Annotated in this window: 18 protein-coding genes and 1 other RNA gene; 10 read left to right on the top strand and 9 right to left on the bottom strand. The window is 69.7% G+C overall.

What is annotated here, in order from left to right:
* Window positions 1-174: 174 nt before the first annotated feature.
* An RNA gene (gene rnpB, locus G6039_RS10535) (RNase P RNA component class A) lies at window positions 175-588 on the bottom strand.
* Between the two features lie 56 nt (window positions 589-644).
* Here rnpB and G6039_RS10530 point away from each other — a divergent pair.
* A complete protein-coding gene (locus G6039_RS10530) occupies window positions 645-1,169 on the top strand; it encodes a DUF1697 domain-containing protein (RefSeq protein WP_043800854.1) in 525 nt (174 codons plus the stop codon).
* 76 nt (window positions 1,170-1,245) lie between these two features.
* Here the strand turns inward: G6039_RS10530 and G6039_RS10525 are convergent, their stop codons facing one another.
* From G6039_RS10525 to G6039_RS10515, 3 genes are all read right to left on the bottom strand, one after another.
* Window positions 1,246-2,349 carry a bifunctional RNase H/acid phosphatase gene (locus tag G6039_RS10525; RefSeq protein WP_006947709.1) on the bottom strand — a complete coding sequence of 368 codons (1,104 nt, stop codon included), beginning with the start codon at window positions 2,347-2,349 and terminating at the stop codon, window positions 1,246-1,248.
* Window positions 2,346-3,083 (bottom strand): zinc ribbon domain-containing protein, encoded by a 738-nt coding sequence (locus tag G6039_RS10520; RefSeq protein WP_043800857.1) that lies wholly within the window; start codon window positions 3,081-3,083, stop codon window positions 2,346-2,348. Before G6039_RS10520 ends, G6039_RS10525 begins: the two co-directional genes overlap by 4 nt.
* 87 nt (window positions 3,084-3,170) lie before the next feature.
* A complete protein-coding gene (locus G6039_RS10515) occupies window positions 3,171-4,304 on the bottom strand; it encodes a Nif3-like dinuclear metal center hexameric protein (protein ID WP_043800860.1) in 1,134 nt (377 codons plus the stop codon).
* A 79-nt stretch (window positions 4,305-4,383) separates the two neighbouring features.
* Between G6039_RS10515 and G6039_RS10510 the strand changes: the two genes are divergently transcribed.
* From G6039_RS10510 to G6039_RS10495, 4 genes are read left to right on the top strand one after another with little or no spacing between them, the layout of a single operon-like run.
* On the top strand, window positions 4,384-5,085 hold the full coding sequence (locus G6039_RS10510) for an HAD hydrolase-like protein (RefSeq protein WP_006947703.1): 702 nt from the start codon (window positions 4,384-4,386) through the stop codon (window positions 5,083-5,085).
* Complete coding sequence (locus G6039_RS10505) at window positions 5,075-5,542, top strand: low molecular weight protein-tyrosine-phosphatase (RefSeq protein ID WP_043800863.1); 468 nt, start codon at window positions 5,075-5,077, stop codon at window positions 5,540-5,542. Before G6039_RS10510 ends, G6039_RS10505 begins: the two co-directional genes overlap by 11 nt.
* Window positions 5,543-5,570: 28 nt before the next feature.
* Entirely contained in the window at window positions 5,571-6,410 is an 840-nt protein-coding gene (locus tag G6039_RS10500) for an SURF1 family cytochrome oxidase biogenesis protein (protein WP_006947694.1), read from the top strand.
* Between the two features lie 23 nt (window positions 6,411-6,433).
* Complete coding sequence (locus G6039_RS10495) at window positions 6,434-6,793, top strand: DUF5655 domain-containing protein (protein WP_006947692.1); 360 nt, start codon at window positions 6,434-6,436, stop codon at window positions 6,791-6,793.
* A 33-nt stretch (window positions 6,794-6,826) separates the two neighbouring features.
* Here the strand turns inward: G6039_RS10495 and G6039_RS10490 are convergent, their stop codons facing one another.
* Window positions 6,827-8,665, bottom strand: coding sequence for an AMP-dependent synthetase/ligase (locus G6039_RS10490; RefSeq protein ID WP_006947691.1), 1,839 nt, complete (start codon window positions 8,663-8,665; stop codon window positions 6,827-6,829).
* A 64-nt stretch (window positions 8,666-8,729) separates the two neighbouring features.
* Entirely contained in the window at window positions 8,730-10,400 is a 1,671-nt protein-coding gene (locus G6039_RS10485) for an MFS transporter (RefSeq protein WP_051446114.1), read from the bottom strand.
* 505 nt (window positions 10,401-10,905) lie between these two features.
* On the opposite strand from G6039_RS10485, the gene G6039_RS30535 reads away from it, so the two are divergent.
* The 4 genes from G6039_RS30535 (at window position 10,906) to G6039_RS10470 (ending at window position 12,617) form a co-directional block, all read left to right on the top strand.
* A complete protein-coding gene (locus tag G6039_RS30535; RefSeq protein WP_235194094.1) occupies window positions 10,906-11,217 on the top strand; it encodes a hypothetical protein in 312 nt (103 codons plus the stop codon).
* Window positions 11,154-11,513 carry a hypothetical protein gene (locus G6039_RS30530; RefSeq protein ID WP_231386026.1) on the top strand — a complete coding sequence of 120 codons (360 nt, stop codon included), beginning with the start codon at window positions 11,154-11,156 and terminating at the stop codon, window positions 11,511-11,513. The genes G6039_RS30535 and G6039_RS30530 overlap by 64 nt, the downstream gene beginning before the upstream one ends.
* Window positions 11,514-11,574: 61 nt before the next feature.
* The gene (locus G6039_RS10475; RefSeq protein WP_029544285.1) at window positions 11,575-11,787 is read left to right on the top strand and encodes a hypothetical protein; all 213 of its coding nucleotides are present in this window, start codon (window positions 11,575-11,577) and stop codon (window positions 11,785-11,787) included.
* A 41-nt stretch (window positions 11,788-11,828) separates the two neighbouring features.
* Window positions 11,829-12,617 (top strand): hypothetical protein, encoded by a 789-nt coding sequence (locus G6039_RS10470; RefSeq protein ID WP_043800866.1) that lies wholly within the window; start codon window positions 11,829-11,831, stop codon window positions 12,615-12,617.
* Between the two features lie 523 nt (window positions 12,618-13,140).
* Here G6039_RS10470 and G6039_RS10465 read toward each other — a convergent pair.
* Window positions 13,141-13,950 carry a hypothetical protein gene (locus G6039_RS10465; RefSeq protein ID WP_029544289.1) on the bottom strand — a complete coding sequence of 270 codons (810 nt, stop codon included), beginning with the start codon at window positions 13,948-13,950 and terminating at the stop codon, window positions 13,141-13,143.
* A 228-nt stretch (window positions 13,951-14,178) separates the two neighbouring features.
* Entirely contained in the window at window positions 14,179-14,364 is a 186-nt protein-coding gene (locus tag G6039_RS10460) for a hypothetical protein (protein WP_152103900.1), read from the bottom strand.
* 564 nt (window positions 14,365-14,928) lie between these two features.
* On the opposite strand from G6039_RS10460, the gene G6039_RS10455 reads away from it, so the two are divergent.
* Window positions 14,929-16,359: a DUF1254 domain-containing protein gene (locus tag G6039_RS10455; RefSeq protein WP_043800871.1), complete on the top strand. Its 1,431-nt coding sequence runs from the start codon at window positions 14,929-14,931 to the stop codon at window positions 16,357-16,359.
* A gap of 56 nt (window positions 16,360-16,415) precedes the next feature.
* Here G6039_RS10455 and G6039_RS10450 read toward each other — a convergent pair whose 3' ends face one another.
* Complete coding sequence (locus tag G6039_RS10450; RefSeq protein ID WP_043800873.1) at window positions 16,416-18,125, bottom strand: SulP family inorganic anion transporter; 1,710 nt, start codon at window positions 18,123-18,125, stop codon at window positions 16,416-16,418.
* Between the last annotated feature and the right edge of the window lie 364 nt (window positions 18,126-18,489).

Genomic DNA, 18,489 nt, shown 5'->3' with positions numbered 1-18,489 from the left:
TAACCCGCACGCGCGGCGCGGCTGGTACCGTCGGCCCCTGGTCCCCGCTCGACGACTCGAAAGGCACCGCATGTCGTACCTGCTCTACGACTTCCTGCTCCCCTACCTGGGGCACGAGGCCGCCTCCTACTGGGCGCACCTGCTGGTCGTCGCCCCGATCTGAGCCGGGGTGGGCGGACGAGCCGGCCTGTAAGCCGGATCCTGTACCCCGCCGAGGCGGGGTGGCGACCATCCATCTGGGCACACCGTCGCCGGGTACCTCGAGCGGTTCACCCGCAGGCTCGGGCGAGCAGCCCTCGGACACCTGCGCAGCCGCACCGAACGAGTCGGTGCGGCCTTCAACCTTGCTCCGGGCGGGGTTTACCGAGCCGCCCCGGTCACCCGGGGCGCTGGTGCGCTCTTACCGCACCGTTTCACCCTTACCCACCCCGAGGGGTGGGCGGTCTGTTCTCTGTGGCACTGTCCCGCGAGTCACCTCGGGTTGCCGTTAGCAACCGCCCTGCTCTGTGGAGTCCGGACTTTCCTCGATCCAGGGCCTGGCACCGCCACGGTGCCGGTTCCCTGAGCCGCGGTCGCCCGGCCAACTCGTCCGCGTCGATCAGGGTACTGCCTCACCTGTCTCGAATGCGAACTACGGTACCGCCATGGCGAGATATGTGGCCCTGCTGCGGGGAATCAACGTCGGTGGCATCACCATCGCGATGGCGGATCTGAAGGACGTGTTCGCCGGGCTCGGTTTCGGCAACGTCCGCACCGTGCTCGCTTCGGGCAACGTGGTGTTCGATGCCGACACCGCCGACACCGCCGAAGCGAAGGCCCGGATCGAGGCGGCCCTGCGTGATCGATTCGGGTACGAGGCGTTCGTGTTCGTCCACGATCAGGCGGCCGTCGCGGCGATCGTCGACGCCTACCCGTTCGAGGAGCGTGACGGCCGGCACGCGTACGCGGTGTTCGTCGCCGATCCCGCGGTTCTGGACGAACTGGCGGCGACGGCGGAGGGTCTCGACCCGGCGGTCGAACGCGTCACCCGGGGCAACGGCGTCCTCTACTGGGACGTCGAGCGCGGGCAGACGGTCAAGAGCGCCTTCGGCCGGAACACCGGCAAACCGCGCTACAAGGCGGTGACCACGACGCGGAACCTGCGCACGCTCCGAAAACTCCAGGTGTGAGCGGCCGGGACGCTGCCGGCGGTGTGTCCTTCGGGCGGTGGGCGCAGCCCGAAAGACACACCGGCGCCGACGGCGCCTACAGGTGCGACGTGTCGTTGACCAGCCGCACGGCCGCGCCGCCGTCGGGATAGAACTCGGCGATGCTCAGCGACGCGAGGTCCAGGTGCAGGCGGTACAGCAGCGACGGCCCCGCGTCGAGCGCCATCTGCAGCAGTGTCTTGATCGGCGTGACGTGGGAGACGACGAGCACGTTCGCCCCGCCGTACTCCGCGACCAGATCGTCGCGGACGGTGGCGAGACGGCCGCGGACCTCGTCGAAGCTCTCCCCACCCGGCGGGCGCACCGACGTGTCCCCCAGCCAGCGCCGGTGCAGATCGGGATCGCGCTGCGCCGCCTCGAGGAAGGTCAGCCCCTCCCACTTGCCGAAGTCGGTCTCGATGAGGCCCTCGTGCACCGTCACGGGCAGACCGAGCGCCGACGCCGCGGCATCGGCGGTCTCCCGGGCCCGCCCGAGCGGCGACGACACCACCGCGGCGACGTTGCCGCGCTCGCCGATGCGACGCGCGGCCGCGCGGGCCTGCGCACGGCCCAGTTCCGTCAGCGGCGGGTTGCCGCGGCCGGAGTAGCGGCGCTCCACCGACAGCGGGGTCTGCCCGTGCCGCAGCAGCAGCATCCGGGTGGGCGTGCCGACAGCGCCGGTCCAGCCGGGCGACTTCACCGGTGGGGCCGCCGATTCCGGTGTGGGAGAAGCGGATTCGGAACCCGAAGCAACCGACGCGGCGGCGTCCATCGCCTCGTTGGCGAGCCGGTCGGCGTAGGCGTTCTCCGCGCGTGGCACCCAGGTGAACTCGACCCGCGAGAATCCCCGGGCCAGCTCGCGGGCGCGGGCGGCGAGCGGAATCATGTCCGGGTGCTTGATCTTCCATCGGCCCGACATCTGCTCGACGACGAGCTTGGAATCCATCCGGACGTCGACCTCGTCGGCCCCGAGTTCGGCGGCGGCGGTCAATCCGGCGATCAGGCCCTGGTATTCGGCCACGTTGTTGGTGGCGCGGCCGATGCTCGCGCTGCGCTCGGCCAGCACCGCCTCATGGTCGGCGCCGAAGACCACCGCACCGTAGCCGGCGGGGCCCGGGTTGCCGCGCGAGCCGCCGTCGGCCTCGACAACTACCCGGCTCAAATCCCGGATTCCTTGGTACGCACCAGGATCGCGTTGCACTCGGGGCAACGTACGAGGACCTCGGGGGCGGCGGCGGCGATGCGAGCGATCTCGCCGCGGTCGAGCTCGAGGCGGCATGCGCCGCACCGGCGCGCCTGCAGCAGGGCCGCGCCGATGCCCGTCTTCGTCCGCTGCGCCTCGTACTGGTCGACCAGCTCGGCCGGGAAGGCCTCCACGAGTGCCGCGCGGTCGCTCAGGCACCGCTGCTCGGCGACCTCGATGTCGGCGAGCGCCTCGTCGCGCAGGCGGACCGCGTCGGCGAGTTCCTCGTCGACGCTCGACAACCGCGCGCCGGCGTGGTCGTGATCGGCCTTGGATGCCTCCCGGCGTTCCATGACCTCGAGCAGCTCGTCCTCGAGCAGGGCCTGCCGGCGTTCGAGGCTGGTCAGCTCGTGCTGGAGTTCGGACAGCTGCTTGGCGCCCACTCCGCCGGCGGCGAGGAGCTTGCGGTCGCGATCCTCCCGCTGGCGGACCGCCTCGACCTCCCCCTCGAGCTTGCGAATGTCGCGGTCGAGGTCGTCGAGGATGATCTCGACAGCGACGGCGGCGTCCCGGCGCGCGGTGCGTTCCGCCTCGAGCCGCTCGACCTCCTGCTGTTCGGGCAGGGTGCGGCGCCGGTGCGCCAGGCGGGTCACCTCGGTGTCCACAGCGGCGAGGGCCAGGAGCTTGGACTGCACGGCGGGTTCGACGTTCACTCGGCGGGTTCCTGCTTTCGGCGACGAGATCAAGGGGGGGTGGTAGCTGCCTACCGTACCGCGCGGCCGGTCACGGGGAACCCGGACCTACCGGGCTGCGGTGGTCCAGGGATCGGTGCGCAGCGCGCTGACGCGGGTCGACCAGCCGTCGCGGTCGGCGAACACGTCGTCGAGCACACCCTTCGCCTGGGCGCACCACGGGTACTCGCTGGCCCAGTGCGCGACGTCGACAAGCGCGGGGCCGCCGGCGCGCAGGTGCTCGTCGGCGGGATGGTGCCGCAGGTCCGCGGTGACGTAGGCATCGACGCCGAGCCGGCCGACGGTGCCGAGGAAGGAGTCGCCGGAGCCGCCGCACACCGCAACGGTGCGGATCATCCGGTCGGGGTCGCCGGCACCGCGCACCCCCCACTCGGTGGCCGGCAGTGCGGCCGCGACCCGCTCGGTGAACTCGCGCAGCGTCTGCGGCGCCGGGAGTTCTCCGACCCGGCCGAGACCTCGGGAGCCGGGCAGAGCGGCGAGTTCGAGCACGTCGAACGCGGGTTCCTCGTACGGGTGCGCCGCGCGCAGGGCAGCAAGCACCGGGCCGCGCACCGATCGCGGGGCCACGACCTCGATGCGGTCCTCGGCCAGGCGTTCGAGTTCGCCGACGGTGCCGACCGCCGGATCCGCCCCGGCCTCGGGACGGAACTGTCCGGTCCCGGAGGTGGTCCAGGAGCACTCGCGGTAGTTCCCGAGCCGGCCCGCACCGGCGTCGAACAGGGCGGCGCGCACCGTCTCGGCCGAGTCGGCGGGCACGAGGACCACCCACTTGTCGACCGCCGGTTCGGGCTTGGGTTCGATCGGCCGCAGGCCGGTCAGGCCGAGCGCCTGTGCCAGCGCATCGGACACGCCCGGGTCGGCACGGTCGGCGTTGGTGTGGGCGGTGAACAGCGCGCAGCCGCCTCGGATGAGCCGGTGGATCAGGGCGCCCTTCGGGGTGTGCGCGCCGACGGTGTCGACGCCGCGCAGCAGCAGCGGGTGGTGCACGAGGAGCAACTGCGCACCCCAGGCCAGGGCTTCGTCGACGACGGCGGCGGTCGCGTCGACCGCGAGCAGGACCCTGCTCACGGGCTCGGAGGGATCACCGGCGACCAGCCCGACGGAGTCCCACGACTCGGCCAGCGACGGCGGATAGGCCGTCTCGAGCACGTCGATCACCTCGCGCAGCGCCACCGCCGTCACCGCTCCTCCTTCGTCGTCTCCCGGGTGCTGCCCGAGACCCTACGCGGCGGGCTTCGCCGGGAGCCGGGACAATGGGGACGTGACGACTCTCGCCGACCTGCATCCACTGCTGCTGCCCGCGCCCGTCGTGCTGTTCGACCTCGACGGCACCCTCACGGACTCGGCGGCGGGCGTGCTCGACGGGTTCCGGCATGCGCTCGCCACGGTGGGCGTTCCGGAACCGGCGCACGACGAGCCACAGCGGGTCCTCGGTCCGCCGATGATCGACACACTGCGCGGGCTCGGTCTCGACGAACAGCAGGTGGATCGGGCGCTGACCGCGTACGTCGAGCGCTACGACGCGCGCGGCTGGGCGGAGAACTCCGTGTTCGACGGGGTGGCGGCGATGCTCGAGCGGGTGCGCGACGCCGGGAGCCGGCTCGCCGTCGCGACGTCGAAGAACCAGGGCTTCGCCGTCCGCATCCTCGAGCACTTCGGGCTGGCCGCCCACTTCGAGTTCATCGGCGGCGCGAGCGACGACGGGAGCCGGCGGGCGAAGTCGGACGTGATCGCGCACAGTCTGGCCTCGCTCGGGGTGGACCCGGTCGCCGCGGAGGACGGCGGCACCGCGGGCGTGGTCATGGTCGGCGACCGCGAGCACGACGTGACGGGCGCGGCGCGGTGGGGTATTCCGACGGTGTTCGTCGAGTGGGGGTACGGCGCCGACGACGAGGCGGCCGTCGCCCACCGGTCCACGGCGAGCGTCGACGAACTGACGAGGGTGCTGACCGGTGACCGCTGAGCGCCTGCACGTGACGTTCGTGTGCACCGGCAACATCTGCCGGTCGCCGATGGCCGAGAAGATCTTCGCCGAGCACCTCCGCCGGGCCGGTCTCGCCGAGCGCGTGCGGGTCACCAGCGCCGGCACCGGCGACTGGCACGCCGGCGAGGACGCGGATCCACGCACCACGGACCTGTTGCGGCGGCACGGCTACCCGACCGGGCACTGCGCCCGGCGCGTGACCGACGAGCAGCTCGCCGCCGATCTGGTGGTCGCACTGGACACCGGCCACGACCGGGTGCTCGCGCAGCTCGGGGTGCCCGCCGAGCGCCGGGTGCTGCTGCGCAGCTTCGACCCGGACGCCGAGGGCGAGTCGGTACCGGATCCGTACTACGGCGACCGGCACGAGTTCGAACTGGTCCGGCGGCAGATCGAGGCGGCGATCCCGGGCCTGCTCGACTGGGTGCGACGGCAATGAGGCCCGCGTCACCGGTTACCGTGGTTACGTGCGACGACTGACGTTCCTGCTCCGCCCGAGCTGGCTGGTGCTGGCCCTGGTGGTGGGCGGCTTCGCCTACGCGTGCTTCACAGTGCTCGCGCCGTGGCAGCTCGGCAAGAACACCACCACCGAGGAGCGCAACGACCGGATCACCGCCTCGCTGGCCACGGACCCCGTGCCGGTGGAGGAGCTGCTGACCGGTGCCGCGCCGGCACCGGAGGACGAGTGGCGGCGCGTCGTCGCGACCGGGTCCTACCTCCCGGATTCGGACCTGCTGGTGCGGTTGCGCAGCGTCGAGTCCTCCCCCGCCTACGAGGTGCTCACGCCGTTCCGGCTCGCCGACGGCCGCACCGTCCTGGTGAACCGTGGATACGTGCGCCCGGAGCGGGGCACCGAGATCCCCGGGTTCGCCCCGGCACCGGCCGGTCCGGTGACCGTCGACGCCCGCCTGCGGATGTCCGAGGGGACCGCCGAGGGCAAGACCCCGTTCCGCGACGCCGGCCACACCCAGGTCTACTCGATCGACCCTGCGCAGATCGCGGCGTTCACCGGCCTGGAGCTGACGGGCGGATACCTGCAGCTGTCCGAGAACCAGGCCGGGGGGCTGGGCACGATCCCGTTGCCGCAGCTCGACGCCGGCCCCTACCTGTCGTACGGGCTGCAGTGGGTGGCGTTCGGGATCATGGCGCCGCTGGGCCTGGGGTACTTCGTATGGGCGGAGCTGCGCGAGCGCCGCAAGCGGAAGGACCCGGCGCCGGCCGCCGCCCCCGAGGCCGAACCGGTGCCCGCTCCGGTGGAGCGCAGCACCGAAGACAAGCTCGCCGACCGTTACGGCCGGTCCCGTTGAGCCACCCAGGCGAGGAGCCCGCGATGCACGCGACGATCGACGACTACCTGGCCGACAAGGATGCCGCCGCCGTCGACATGTTCTGCCGGCTCCGCACGCTCGTGCTGGGCCTCGGCGACGACGTCGAGGAGCAGGTCCGCACCGCCGAGGTGCGGTGGGGGCGCGGTCGCGTGTTCGCGGCGGCATTCGTCTATTCGTCGCGGCTCGAGATCGCGATCGACCTGCCGCGGCGGGTCCATCACCCGCAGCTGCGGGAGGCCTTCCCGACCACCGGAAAGGTGACGACCCACCGGTTGAGCATCGCCACCCCGGATCAGCTCGACGACGGCGTCGTCGCGTTGCTGGCGGAGGCGTACGCCACGGTCGGCGCAAGCACCCGATAGCAGGTTCCGCAGGGCGGTGAGCCGCGACGGGCGTCAGACGTAGAGCTGCTCGATCCGGTCGGCGAAATTGTCGACCACCAGCTTGCGGCGCAGCTTCATGCTGGGCGTCAGATCCCCCGCCTCGATGGACAGCTCCCGGTCGAGGACCGTGAACTTCTTGATCTGCTCCCAGCGGTTGAGCCGGTCGTTGAGCCGGTCGATGCAGCCGGCGATCAGCTCGCGGGTCCGCTCGTCCCGGGCGATCTCACCGAACTCCCTGCCGGCCATGCCGTTCTTGTCCGCCCACTCCGTGATCGCCTCGGCATCGAGACCGACGAGGGCGACGCAGTAGGGCCGGCTCTCGCCGTACACGACGATCTCGCTGGCATAGGGGCAGATGCCCTTGAAGGTGGCGGAGATCGCGGACGGCGCGACGTACTTGCCCTGGCTGGTCTTGAACAGATCCTTCTTGCGGTCCGTGATCCGCAGGAACCCGTCGGCGTCGAGTTCCCCGATGTCGCCGGTGTGGAACCAGCCGTCGGGTTCGAGGGCCTCTGCGGTGGCATCGGGCCGCTCGTGATAGCCGTCCATGACGCCCGGCCCGCGCAGCAGTACCTCCCCGTCGCCGGCGATCCGCACCTCCGTGCCCGGGAAGGGCCAGCCGACGGTGCCGAGCCGGTACGCGTACGGGCGGTTGATGAACGACGCGGCGGACGTCTCGGTCAGGCCGTACCCCTCGAGGATGATGATGCCGGCCGCGTCGAACCACTGCGCCACGGCACGGTCGAGCGGGGCCGCCGCCGAGACGAAGAACCGCAGGCGACCGCCGAAACGCTCCTTGATGGTGGAGAACACGAGACGGTCGGCGAGCCGATACCGGAGCCGGTCGAGGCGAGAGGGTGCGCGGTCCTCCTGCCGGGCCTGCGAGACACGCAGTCCGACGCCGAGGGCCCAGTCGAAGATCTTCTTCTTCGCCCCGCCCTCCTCGGCGATCATCGCCTCGATGCGGGCGTGTGCCTTCTCGAAGATGCGCGGCGCCGCGCCCATGAAGGTGGGATGCACGACGGCGAGGTTCTCGACGATCTTCTCGACGCGGCCGTCGATCACGGTGGTGAAACCGATCTGCAGGGGCAGCGCCAGCATGACCTTGCCGAAGGCGTGCGACAGCGGCAGCCAGAGGAAGTTCAGATCGTCGGGTCCCAGGATGTTCACCGCGTCGACGGCCGCAGCCGTGTACGTCCACCCCGAGTGCGGCAGCAGCACGCCCTTCGGCTTCCCGGTGGTGCCGGAGGTGTACATGATGCTGGCCAACTGTTCGGGCCGGATCGCGTCGACCCGGTCGGCGACGACGCGGGGCGACTCGGCAAGCAGTTTCCGGCCCCTGTCCTCCAGGTCGGCGAGGCTGATGACCCAGTCCCCGTCGCCCTCGCCGTCGATGACCACCACGGTCCGCACCTTCGGCAGGTCGGCGCGGTGGGCGACGAGCTTGTCGACCTGGGTCCGGTCCTCCGCGATCACGACGCCGCTGCCCGAATTGGCGACGATGAAGGCGACGTCGGGGGCGTTGGTCGTGGGGTAGATCGTGGTGGTCGCGGCACCGGCGCACATCACCGCGAAGTCGGCGAGCACCCATTCGTACCGGGTCGACGACGCGACCGCGACCGGATCCTGAGGCTGGACCCCCAGGGCGATCAGGCCCGCGGCGAGCGTGTCGACCCGCTCGCCCACCTGCCTCCAGGTCACGCTCTCCCAGCCGTCACCCTTCGGATACCGGAAGGCCTCGGCCTCGGGAGTCGCCGCAACCCGGTCGACGAACAGCCGGGCCACCGACGGCGCCCGGTTGTCGAGCTTCGAAGAGTCCACCGGTTCGTCCGCCACCCGCAGCGCAGCCATGCGCCGAGTGTAGGACTGTCCCGGTCTCCGACGTGGGCGGTTGCGCAAACGAGGGCACCCCCGGTCACCGACGCCGGGCAGGTACCCGCGGGAGTCGTAGCGCGACAACGTAGCCGACGGTCGACATGACCGCCATGGCGCCGACGGCGAAGGTCAGGGCCCGGTTCCTGGCGTCGGCGTTGATCCGCACGAGCTCGTCGGCAGCGGGACCCCCGACGCCCCGTGCCGCGAGGTTGGCACCGACCTGGTCGTCGCTCAGCGCGGTGACCTGGACCTGCTGGTCTACCGTCTGCTGGACGAGCTGCTTCTCCGCGGCGTTCAGCACGGCGCTGTCGTCCACCCCCGACTGGAACGAGGAGACCAGCGCCGTCGTCAGGAACGCACCGGCCAGTGCCACTCCGAGTGAGCTCCCGAGGTAGTTGATGCTCCGCGACAGGCCCGTCACGTCGCTCACCTCCTCCGCCGGCGGCGTCGACTGGATCAGGTCGGTCAGCGTCATCGTCATGCCCTGGCCGACACCGAGGAGGAAGAGCCCCGGCGCGAGCGCCAGGCCCGTCGCGGTCTGCCCCGTCTCGCGCGGGTCGAACATGGCGGCGACCGCGACGCAGCCCGCGATCATGAACAGGAACGACCACAGCTGGGCGGTCCGATGAGTCATTCGGCGGCCGGCGACGAGCCGGGCCGCCGCCGAGGCGGCGACGATCAGCCCCAGCGTCACGGGCAGCATGGCAAGGCCGCTCCACAGCGCGTCGAAACCCAGCGTCGTCTGCAGGAAGACCGGCACCAGGAACAGGACACCCGCGGTCACCAGCGCCTGCATCGCCAGGGTCTCCGAGCCGGCCCGCGTCGTCCGATTTCGCAGCACCGCGATCCGCACCAGCGGATCTCGACCGTTCGTGACGAGGTGGCGCTCCCACGCGGCGAACGCGACCAGGACCACCAGCCCGGCGCCGCCCAGTACGAGCACGGGCGACACCCCGCCCCGTTCGAGCACCGTGTACCCGAGCACCTCGAAGTCCTGCCGGGCCCGGACCAGGCCGTACCTGCCGGCCAGCAGCGTCCCGACGACGAGGAGCCCGAATCCGGTCGCGGACAGCACCGCTCCCAGGACGTCGAACCGGCGATCCTCCGCCGGAACGCTGCGTCGCCCCGGTTCGGCGACCCGGCGCATGAGGAGCAGCACGACAACCGTCACCACGGTTCCCATGAGGAACGACACCCGCCAGCTCAGGAAACTGGTGATCACGCCACCGACGATGGGGCCTGCCGCCGCGGCGACCCCGCCGACCGTCCCGATCGTCGACAACGCCCTCGTCCGTGTGGCGCCGGTCAGGGCGTCGGTGAGCAGGGCAAGCATGGCCGGGATCATGAGCGCCACGCCGATCCCCTGGAGCAGGGACCAGCCGACCAACATGAAGACGATACTCGGGCCGACGGCAGTGATGAGCGTGCCGAGCCCGAAGATCTCCGCGCCCAGGACGAAGGTTCGTCGGTAGCCGAGGCGGCCTCCGAGCTTGCTGCTCGTGATCAGGAACGCGGCGATGACGAGGGAGTACAGCGAGATCGCCGACTGTACGGCGGTCAGAGTGGTCTGCAGATCCGCGACTATGGCCGACATGGCCACGTTCATGGCGGTCGAGTTGTAGACCATCAGGAAGTTCTGGACCGCAAGGGGGAGGAACAGGGCTCCGGCGACGCCCGGTCCCGGTGTGCCGGTCCTTCCGCCGCCGTTCACGTCGGCATGGGCGACGACCCTGATGCCGCCGCGCCCGCGCGGACACCGACTGCTGCCGCGGCCGCGGCGGACACAACGGAAAGGGCGATGCCCGGAAAAGCGGGTGCCACCCCGGCGGACGACGTTGCGGTACCACGAAGTCGCACGACGAGCCTCGATTCTGCCCGTGGCCGGTGGCATCACGACCGGCCCGTGAGTTCGACGGTACGACCTCCGGACGGCCCGACGGCGAGAATCGGCGACGTGCCTGGTTCCGCCGTTCGACCACGATCTCGCGACTCCGTTCAGTCTGGGCCACAACAGGTCCGAAGGGTCGAACCGGGAGTGGTCGGTCAGGCGGTGTGCTGATCGGAGACACCCGGCCGGCGCTGCCGGCTCCCCGAGCGGCCATCGGCGGTACGTATCCGCGAAGGCGGAGGATAGAAGTCCCACAGACGCGTCACATCTCATCGATGCCCACTCCCGTCTGCGAAAGCGCAGACCTGTCTCAGGCAGATGGAACGTGATGGACGAGGTAAGCGGTGCGATCCGATTCCCGGCCGCGTTCACCGCGATCGAGAACCATTTCACATGGAAGCTCCAGACCGACGACGGCCGGACCGGCGTCGTCCGGATGGCCGAGGACTACGCGCGGCGACACCACACCCGGCTCGATCTGCCGGCGTTGCGCGCGTTCGCCGATCTGCGTAACGCCCGCAACGCCCACTCGCGTCTTTCGGACTCGACGATCCGCTCCGCTCGGTCCTCGAGGAGATCCGCCGCCACCACTACTCGCAGTTTCCCATCTGCGACGACCGCACCTACCGCGGTCTGCTGACCACCAACTGCATCGCACGCTGGCTCGCACACCGCCTGGCCACCGACGAGATCGTCGAAGGCGAGACCGTGGGCGCGGCACCGGAGTTCGTCGAGCCCCACGATCGAGCCATCCATCTGTCCCGCAAGACGACCGTGCCGCAGGCCCTCAAGAAACTCTCCCCACCCGCCGACGGCGGACTCCCGCCGACCGCCTTGATCATCACGCACAGCGGCAAGCCCCACGAGAGCCCACTGTCCCTCGTCGTCGCGGACGACCTGCCGGTCCTGGTCGCCGCGATGAGCGCGGGAACATAACTGGGCACATTGCCGATACTCCTGTCGACGGCGGCAACTCGATTCCGACCGGGAGGTCCCCGTGAGACCCGGCGAAGTGCGGCTCGGCCAAGGAGTCTGGTGGGCCGAGGAATATTGGCGGGTGATGGGCGTCTACGACGACGGCAGACTGCTGCGCCTGGCGAGACCGACCCACTTCGAGGACGGCAGCTTCTCGTTCACCGAAAACGTGGTCAACGACGTACCCGTCGAGTTCGTCTCGCCCCCCGACTCGCGTGGACCCGGCTGGACATAGCAGGCGACGACAGCGCCACTCCGGGTCACGAAGAGGGAATCGTGAGAATCACTCTGCCCAACGGCATCGAGGACGACGACCCATCCGCTGCCGCGGCCGCTGCCCTCGCGGGCCTCGCACCCGTCGTTGACGATGCCGGCCCCGCCCCGAATGACGTCCCGGACGAAGAATCCGCCGGTTGCTCGGAGGACGCGGCACTCGAAGCCCTGCACATCGTGCGTGCTCGACCGAAGCCGGTGACCGTCACGTACCTCGCCAGGAGATCGGGCATCACCCCGGAGGACGCCCTGGAACGACTCGCGATGCTTGTCGTGATGGGCCGGGTCGAGCAACTGTCCGACGGCATCTACCGCCCGATCGACAACGTCAACGACGTCGACGAGAGCGAGCCTCGGGACACCGCGGCGATGAATGCCGGCACCCCGGCCGAGGAGTCCGAGACGGTGCCCTCCGCGGAACCCGACCCCTTCGATGCGATCATGACTTTCAGGCGTGAGGTGCAAGCCCTGCTACCGACCCGACGTGACCGCGAGACCTACGACCTGTTCGTCTCCCGACGCAAGCGTTTGTCGAGTGCACGTGCCGCTGCGCTGCTCGAGCCGTCCCATCGTCGGGCGATACAGGCTCGGCTCGACGACGACCGCGACCGGCAAACCTTCGAGTTGTTCGTCGAGAACGACGCCTTCCAGTCGGAGGGCACGGTCGCCGGTTCGCTCTTCATCACCCGGCGTGAGGCCGAGGACCGGCTGCAAAGACTGGTCGCGCGCGGAGTCATCGGACGCAAACCAACCGGCTACGGGACCTACCACCGCTACTACGCCATCGACTGACTTTCTCCGAGTAGGCGAACAGTGCTGGACTGCACCCTTCAGGCGCTCATAGACGGTCGGAAGCAACGCCACCAGCAGCTTCTGCGACAATCCTCTGGTTGTCGAGGATCTGCGCCGACCGGTCCGCCGAGGAGTCCATAGCTCCCGATCACCGCGGCGAGGAATTCACTGTGCAGGTCCTGGCCCGCCGAGAACGGCTGCATGGTGCCGTCTGCGCCTGCTGCAGGGTCTCGGACTCCTCGAGCCGGTCCCGAATGTAGGTGACGACGTTGCGCACGCTCGAGTCGGGGTGGTCACCGGAGCAGGCACTGCGGGACCGGCGCATACCCGAGGGGGCGACGAACGAGCGGCACTCGTTACCCGCCGGAACGATTCGAGGATCGGGTCGGGCAGTCGGCGCAGCGCCGGACGGCTGCCGGGCCGTGTAGTCCGTACGCTGTGCCGTCCATCCGGCCTCACTGCGGAGCGGCTGAGAGGGCGGGGAAGACCACGCGGTAGACCGACGGAACGGCACCTCCGGGCGTCAGTCGCCGGTCCCTCCGAACTCGGGAGGGGTGTCGCGGTAGGTGAACGGTTCCAACGTCACCATTGCGCCGGTGCCTTCGTCACCGTCGACGAGTTGGGCCGCCGTGGCTCGGAATTCCACGCCGACAGTCCTCACGTACCCGTCCGCCTCCCACTGCCCGACCCTCCACCGCAAGTAGTCCCGCAGATCGTCCAAGCTCGCGAAGAACGTCACCGACTTGGGTGCGAGAACCACGCCGTCCTGCCGCCACGACTCTTCCAGGCCGTAGTAGCCGCGGGTGTGGCCGGCCCAGACCTCGTCGAGGGGCACAATCAATTCACTGGGATCGCGTATCGGAACAGGACGCCATCCGTCCTTCGCGGGCTTGCCCTCGAGCACACGATCGGGTGCGCCACTGAGCGTCACGAGGGCCTGCATCTCGGCATCCGGCAGTTCGCGGAACGCCGCGGGGCCGTTGACTGCATTCGAGCTCTCCAGGGGCGTCCCCGCTTTTCGCTCGTGCACCGGGAACGCCGGCGTCAGCCAGTGGATGGGCTGCAAGTAGATTCTGCGAACGCCGGGCTCCCCAGTCAGCTTGGTGACCGTGCAGAACCCGACCACGGACTTCGAATCGGTCTGATAGGCCGCCACCACGTCCCCGGCCGTCACTTCTTCGGCGAGATGCTTGGACACCTCACCCGACAGCGTCGAGTAGTCCCCGCCCCACTCGACAGGTGCACCTCGACTGAACACGCCCCGTAGCCAATCACCGTAATATCCGGACGGCCCGCCTTCCGCGGCGTTGCACTTGTAGAGCCAGAACCCCATCTCTACCTCTCCCGGTGACCGCAACAGACCGAAGCTGGGCCTTCCCAGTCCGGGGTAACCTCGCGAACTCCGCCTACCCGTTTCTGTGCCTTTCAAAAGCGGCGGGTCCTCGATTGGGAGAATCGGCCGCCGGTGGCTGGTGCCGCCCGCACAATCGCAACCACGGAGCTGGACGGTAATGACCTCGGAAGGCTGCGCCGAGTCGCGGACCCACTCAGTGTCCGGACGTCAGAAGCAGGTGATTTCACGCCCTGGCTTGCCGAGAACATCGACCTCCCGGCTGAGTAGCTCGAGCGGCCGTTGACGGTCGTGTCCACACAGGTCGCTGTCGGCGAATTCTGCTTCGACATCCAGGCGGAGGACGACAACGGCCGCACCGTCGTCATCGAGAACCAACTCGAGCGAACCGATCACGGGCACCTGGGCAGAGCCTGATGTACGCAGCCGGCTTCGACGCCGCGGCCATCGTTTGGGTATCGACACGGTCGGTGAAGATCACCGAAGCGCGCTCGACTGGCTCAACGAACGCACTGACAGCTCGGTCGGCTGTTCGACGACGACCTCGAGGCGGTCGCGAGCGCCCCCTCGGAGGCGCGAGCTCGGGCGAATGTGGGCAAAAGCCCTTCCGGCGGTGAGGTACCGGACCCTGGACAGGCTGCTGGGCAGCGTGGGTTGCAGCAGCTGCTCGACGGCACCTATGACATCCCCGGCGTCGTGCGTACGCGCTACGGGGATACCCGTCACCATCCTCCAGGTCGGCCTCACCCAGGTGAGTGCGCTCCTTCCACCCAGGGCAGCGGTTCATGAATGCCACAACCGGCGACCTCGAGACCGTGACGGGTGTACCACGCCGTCCCGTGTTCCCTCGTCGATCCGGCACACAGTGAGGGCAGAGACGGCGCATCCTGAGTGGGTGGCGCGAGCCGTCGGGTCGGCGGCGGAGAATCTCGGCAAGGGCTATCGACACAGGAGGACGCGATGACCTCACATGCGAACAGCACCCCGATTCCGCCCGGCATCGAGATGCCGGACGAGGTCCGCACCCGGTTGGGCACGCTGCGGTCCTTCGACGGAGTCCCGGACGACGAGACGACCCGGACACTGTTCGACAACCTGGACTTCCAGCGGGCGGTGCAGGCGTACCTGCTGGCGCAGCATCCGGTGTCGTGGGCGGCGTGGCGCCGGGGGCTGCTGCGCTGGGGCCCGGCGAACACCACGATGGCGCTCTGGGAGGACCTGTGCCACCCGTGCACCGTCGGACCGGCGATGCACACGACCGTTGTGTACTTCTACATGTGGATCGACCTCCACGATGGACCCCTCGTCCTGGACGCCCCGCCCGACGTGTACGGCCTGATCGACGACTCGTGGGGGCGCTGGGTCGTCGACATCGGCGCGACCGGACCCGACAAGGGCCAGGGTGGCAAGTACCTGTTCCTGCCGCCTGCATACGACGGCGAGGTCCCGGACGGCTACTTCGTGGTGCGGTCCCGTAGCTACGGGATGTGCCTCGTCTCGCGCGGTTTCCGCGACGAGCACGGCGACCCGCATCCGGCCGCCGACATGATCAAGGCGAAGACCCGGGCTTACCCGCTGGCTCAGGCCGACGACCCGCCGCCGATGCGATTCGTGAACGTCTCCTTCGAGCCGTGGGTCACCATCCCGGCCGCCGACTACCAGTACTGGGAGCTGCTCAACGAGGTGGTGCAGTCCGAGCTGCCGGAGTCATCCGACCCGGTCACGCTGGGGATGTTCGCCGCCGTCGGCATCCAGCACGGCAAACCGTTCGACCCCGACGAGCGGATGCGGGCAATCCTGACCGAGGCAGCCGCGGTCGGCGACGCGACCGCCCGCGCGCTCCTCTACCGGGTCCGCCAGCCCGAGGCACGCTACTACCCGGACGGCGCCTGGCGGGTCTTCCTCTTCGCCGGTTACCAGTTCCAGGACAATGGCGCCGCGATGCTCGACACCGCCGCCGCGCTCGGCTTCATAGGGAGCGGATCGAGTCCGGCGTACCTGACGGAGATGGTCGGCGCCGGATCGCAGTATGTCACGGCGTTCGTCGACGCCACCGACGCGCACTTCGACGGCGGCAGGACCTACCGGCTGCACGTCCCGCCGAACGTGCCGGTCAACACCTTCTGGTCGATCGTCGTCTACGACACCCAGACCCGGTCGATGCTGCAGACCGACCAGGAATGGCCCACCGTTGCCAGCGACCGCGACATGATCTCGAACGCGGACGGCTCAGTCGACGTCCACTTCGGTCCCGAACGGCCGGAGGGCAGCCGCAACTGGATCCAGACCCTGCCCGGCAAGAGCTGGTTCGCGATAGTCCGGCTCTACGGTCCGCTGGAACCGTGGTTCGACAAGACATGGAGACTGCCCGACACCGAACCGCTCGCGTAGCAACCGGGAATGGTCCGCCCTGACGGCCGGTGCCTCTCCACCGGCCGTCAGAGACGTCACGCCGACTTCTGGTCGGTGTCCGGCGGGTGGTCGAGCTTGCGACGGGCCGCGGTGACGGCCGCGTCGACGGTCGAGTGTGCGTCTGTAACGACACTGGCGATGCCGGTCGCGCTGAGCAGGTCGCGCACCTGGCCGATCTCGCCGGCGAAGAGCAGCCGAATGTGGTGGTGCTCGAGGTCGGCATACAGCCGGTCCAGCATCTCGACGGCGGTGATGTCGATTCCCGGCACAGCTGCGGTGTCGAGGACGACGGCCCGCGTGTCGTCATGGACATGGCCGCGTACGGCCGCTGCCACGTTGTCGGCGTTGGCGTAGATCAAGCCGGACTCGGGCCGCAGCACCACGATTCCGGGCTCAGTGAGCGCGTCGGGATGGCGCTGCAGGTCGACCCAGCGGCTCTTGTCCGGTGTGCGGCCCAGCTCGGCGACGTGGGGCCGCGAGGCCCGGAACAGCAGGAGCAGGACCGACACCGCGACACCGAGGAAGAGCCCGGGAAGGATGTCGAAGACCAGCACACCCACCATGGCGCTCGCCGCGGCGAGGAAGTCCGCGTACGCCGCGACGCCGTAGATCCGCCGCAGGCTCGGGGTCGCCAGGCGCGCGTACTTGCGCAGCGTCCGGAAGTCGACGAGCTTCGTGACGGCCGCGATCACCACGGCGGCGAGGGTGGCCTCCGGCAGGTTCGCGAACAGACCGGTCAGGAACAGCAGCGTCATCACCGTCAGCGCCGCCACGACGATGCCAGAGATCTGCGACACCGCCCCGGCCGAGACGTTGACCGCGGTCTTCGACAGGGACCCGTTGACGATCATCCCGGAGGACAGTCCCGCGCCGATGTTCGCTGTGCCCACCCCGAGCAGCTCCTGGTTCGGATCGATCTCGTAGTGTTCCTTGGCGGCGTAGTTCTTGGCTGCTCCGACGCCCTCGGCGAACGCCACCAGCAGGATCCCTGCCGCCGACGCGAGCAGCGCGACGTAGTCGGATCCAGGGAGGCCGGGGAGCCCGAGCGGAGGTAGCCCGCCTTCGATCCGCCCGACGATCTCCACTCCCTTGGCGTCGAGGCCGAGGACCGAGACGGCGACGATTCCCAGGACGACCGCGACCAGCGGTGCGGGCAGCCGGGGCGACACCCTGTGCAGGACCAGTACGACCGCAAGGGAGCCGACGCCGACGGCCAACGTCCAGCCGTTCGTCCCACCCAGCGACGTGACCAGGTGCCAGGCTTTTTCGAAGAAGTCCCCCTCTCCCCTCGGGACTCCGAAGAGCTTCGGGAGCTGGCCGACGATGATCGTCAGCGCCAAGCCGACGATGAACCCCTTCAGCACCGGCTCGGAGATGAAGGAAGCCAGAAACCCCAGACGCAACAGCCCCGCGAGAATCCCGAGCGCACCGACCAGCAGCGCCAGACCGGCCGTCAGCGCTGCCGAATCGGCGTCACCGGAAATGCCGGCAACAGCAGCACCCGAAAGCGCCGCGGTGGCCGCCATCGGCCCCACCACCAGGTGCCGGGAGCTGCCGAACAGCGCGTAGAGGAGCAGCGCCGCGGGCGCGGCATACAGGCCGATCACCGGGGACACCCCGGCGATCGTGGCGTACGCGAGGGCCTCGGGCACCAGAACCGCCCACACCGTCAGGCCGGCCAGCAGGTCACGTCCCATCTGGTTGGCTCGATAGCCCTCGAACGACGTGAGCAGCGGCACCTTCACAACACGAGCACAGCAAACCCGGCCCGGCCACGACAGAGCCCAAAGGCCCCGGGTGACGCCGCACGATCCCCGGCACACCGCGGCCCCGGCCTGGCCGTGTCCGCGGGCGTCAACGTGAAGGCCCTGCAGTGGATGTCGGGTGGGCAGAATCCCCCTCGAGCGGTGAGGGACCGGCCGCTGACCAGGTCTTTCACCGCCACTCCCCTGGTGGGCGCGGAGGGTTTCGAACCCTAGACTAGCCCCGGGTCAGGGGGTGGGCGACTTGCTGAGCAGCGGATATTCCACTCACTCAATCACACTCATTCACGAGCATCGACGCATGGGTGTGGGCAAAATGTGGGCACAGTAGGACCCGTCCGCGACA

It is taken from the genome of Rhodococcus aetherivorans, assembly GCF_011058165.1.
Lineage (GTDB): Bacteria > Actinomycetota > Actinomycetes > Mycobacteriales > Mycobacteriaceae > Rhodococcus > Rhodococcus aetherivorans.
The sequence above is the reverse complement of the archived record's forward strand: the minus strand, read 5'-3'. Positions and strand labels throughout refer to the sequence as shown.

Bases quoted from the DNA above. Each gene is read 5' to 3' on its own strand.
- G6039_RS10530 (WP_043800854.1), top strand. From the start codon at position 645: ATGGCGAGATATGTGGCCCTGCTGCGGGGAATCAACGTCGGTGGCATC.
- G6039_RS10455 (WP_043800871.1), top strand. From the start codon at position 14,929: ATGACCTCACATGCGAACAGCACCCCGATTCCGCCCGGCATCGAGATG.
- G6039_RS10495 (WP_006947692.1), top strand. From the start codon at position 6,434: ATGCACGCGACGATCGACGACTACCTGGCCGACAAGGATGCCGCCGCC.
- G6039_RS10465 (WP_029544289.1), bottom strand. From the start codon at position 13,950: ATGGGGTTCTGGCTCTACAAGTGCAACGCCGCGGAAGGCGGGCCGTCC.
- G6039_RS30535 (WP_235194094.1), top strand. From the start codon at position 10,906: ATGGACGAGGTAAGCGGTGCGATCCGATTCCCGGCCGCGTTCACCGCG.
- G6039_RS10490 (WP_006947691.1), bottom strand. From the start codon at position 8,665: ATGGCTGCGCTGCGGGTGGCGGACGAACCGGTGGACTCTTCGAAGCTC.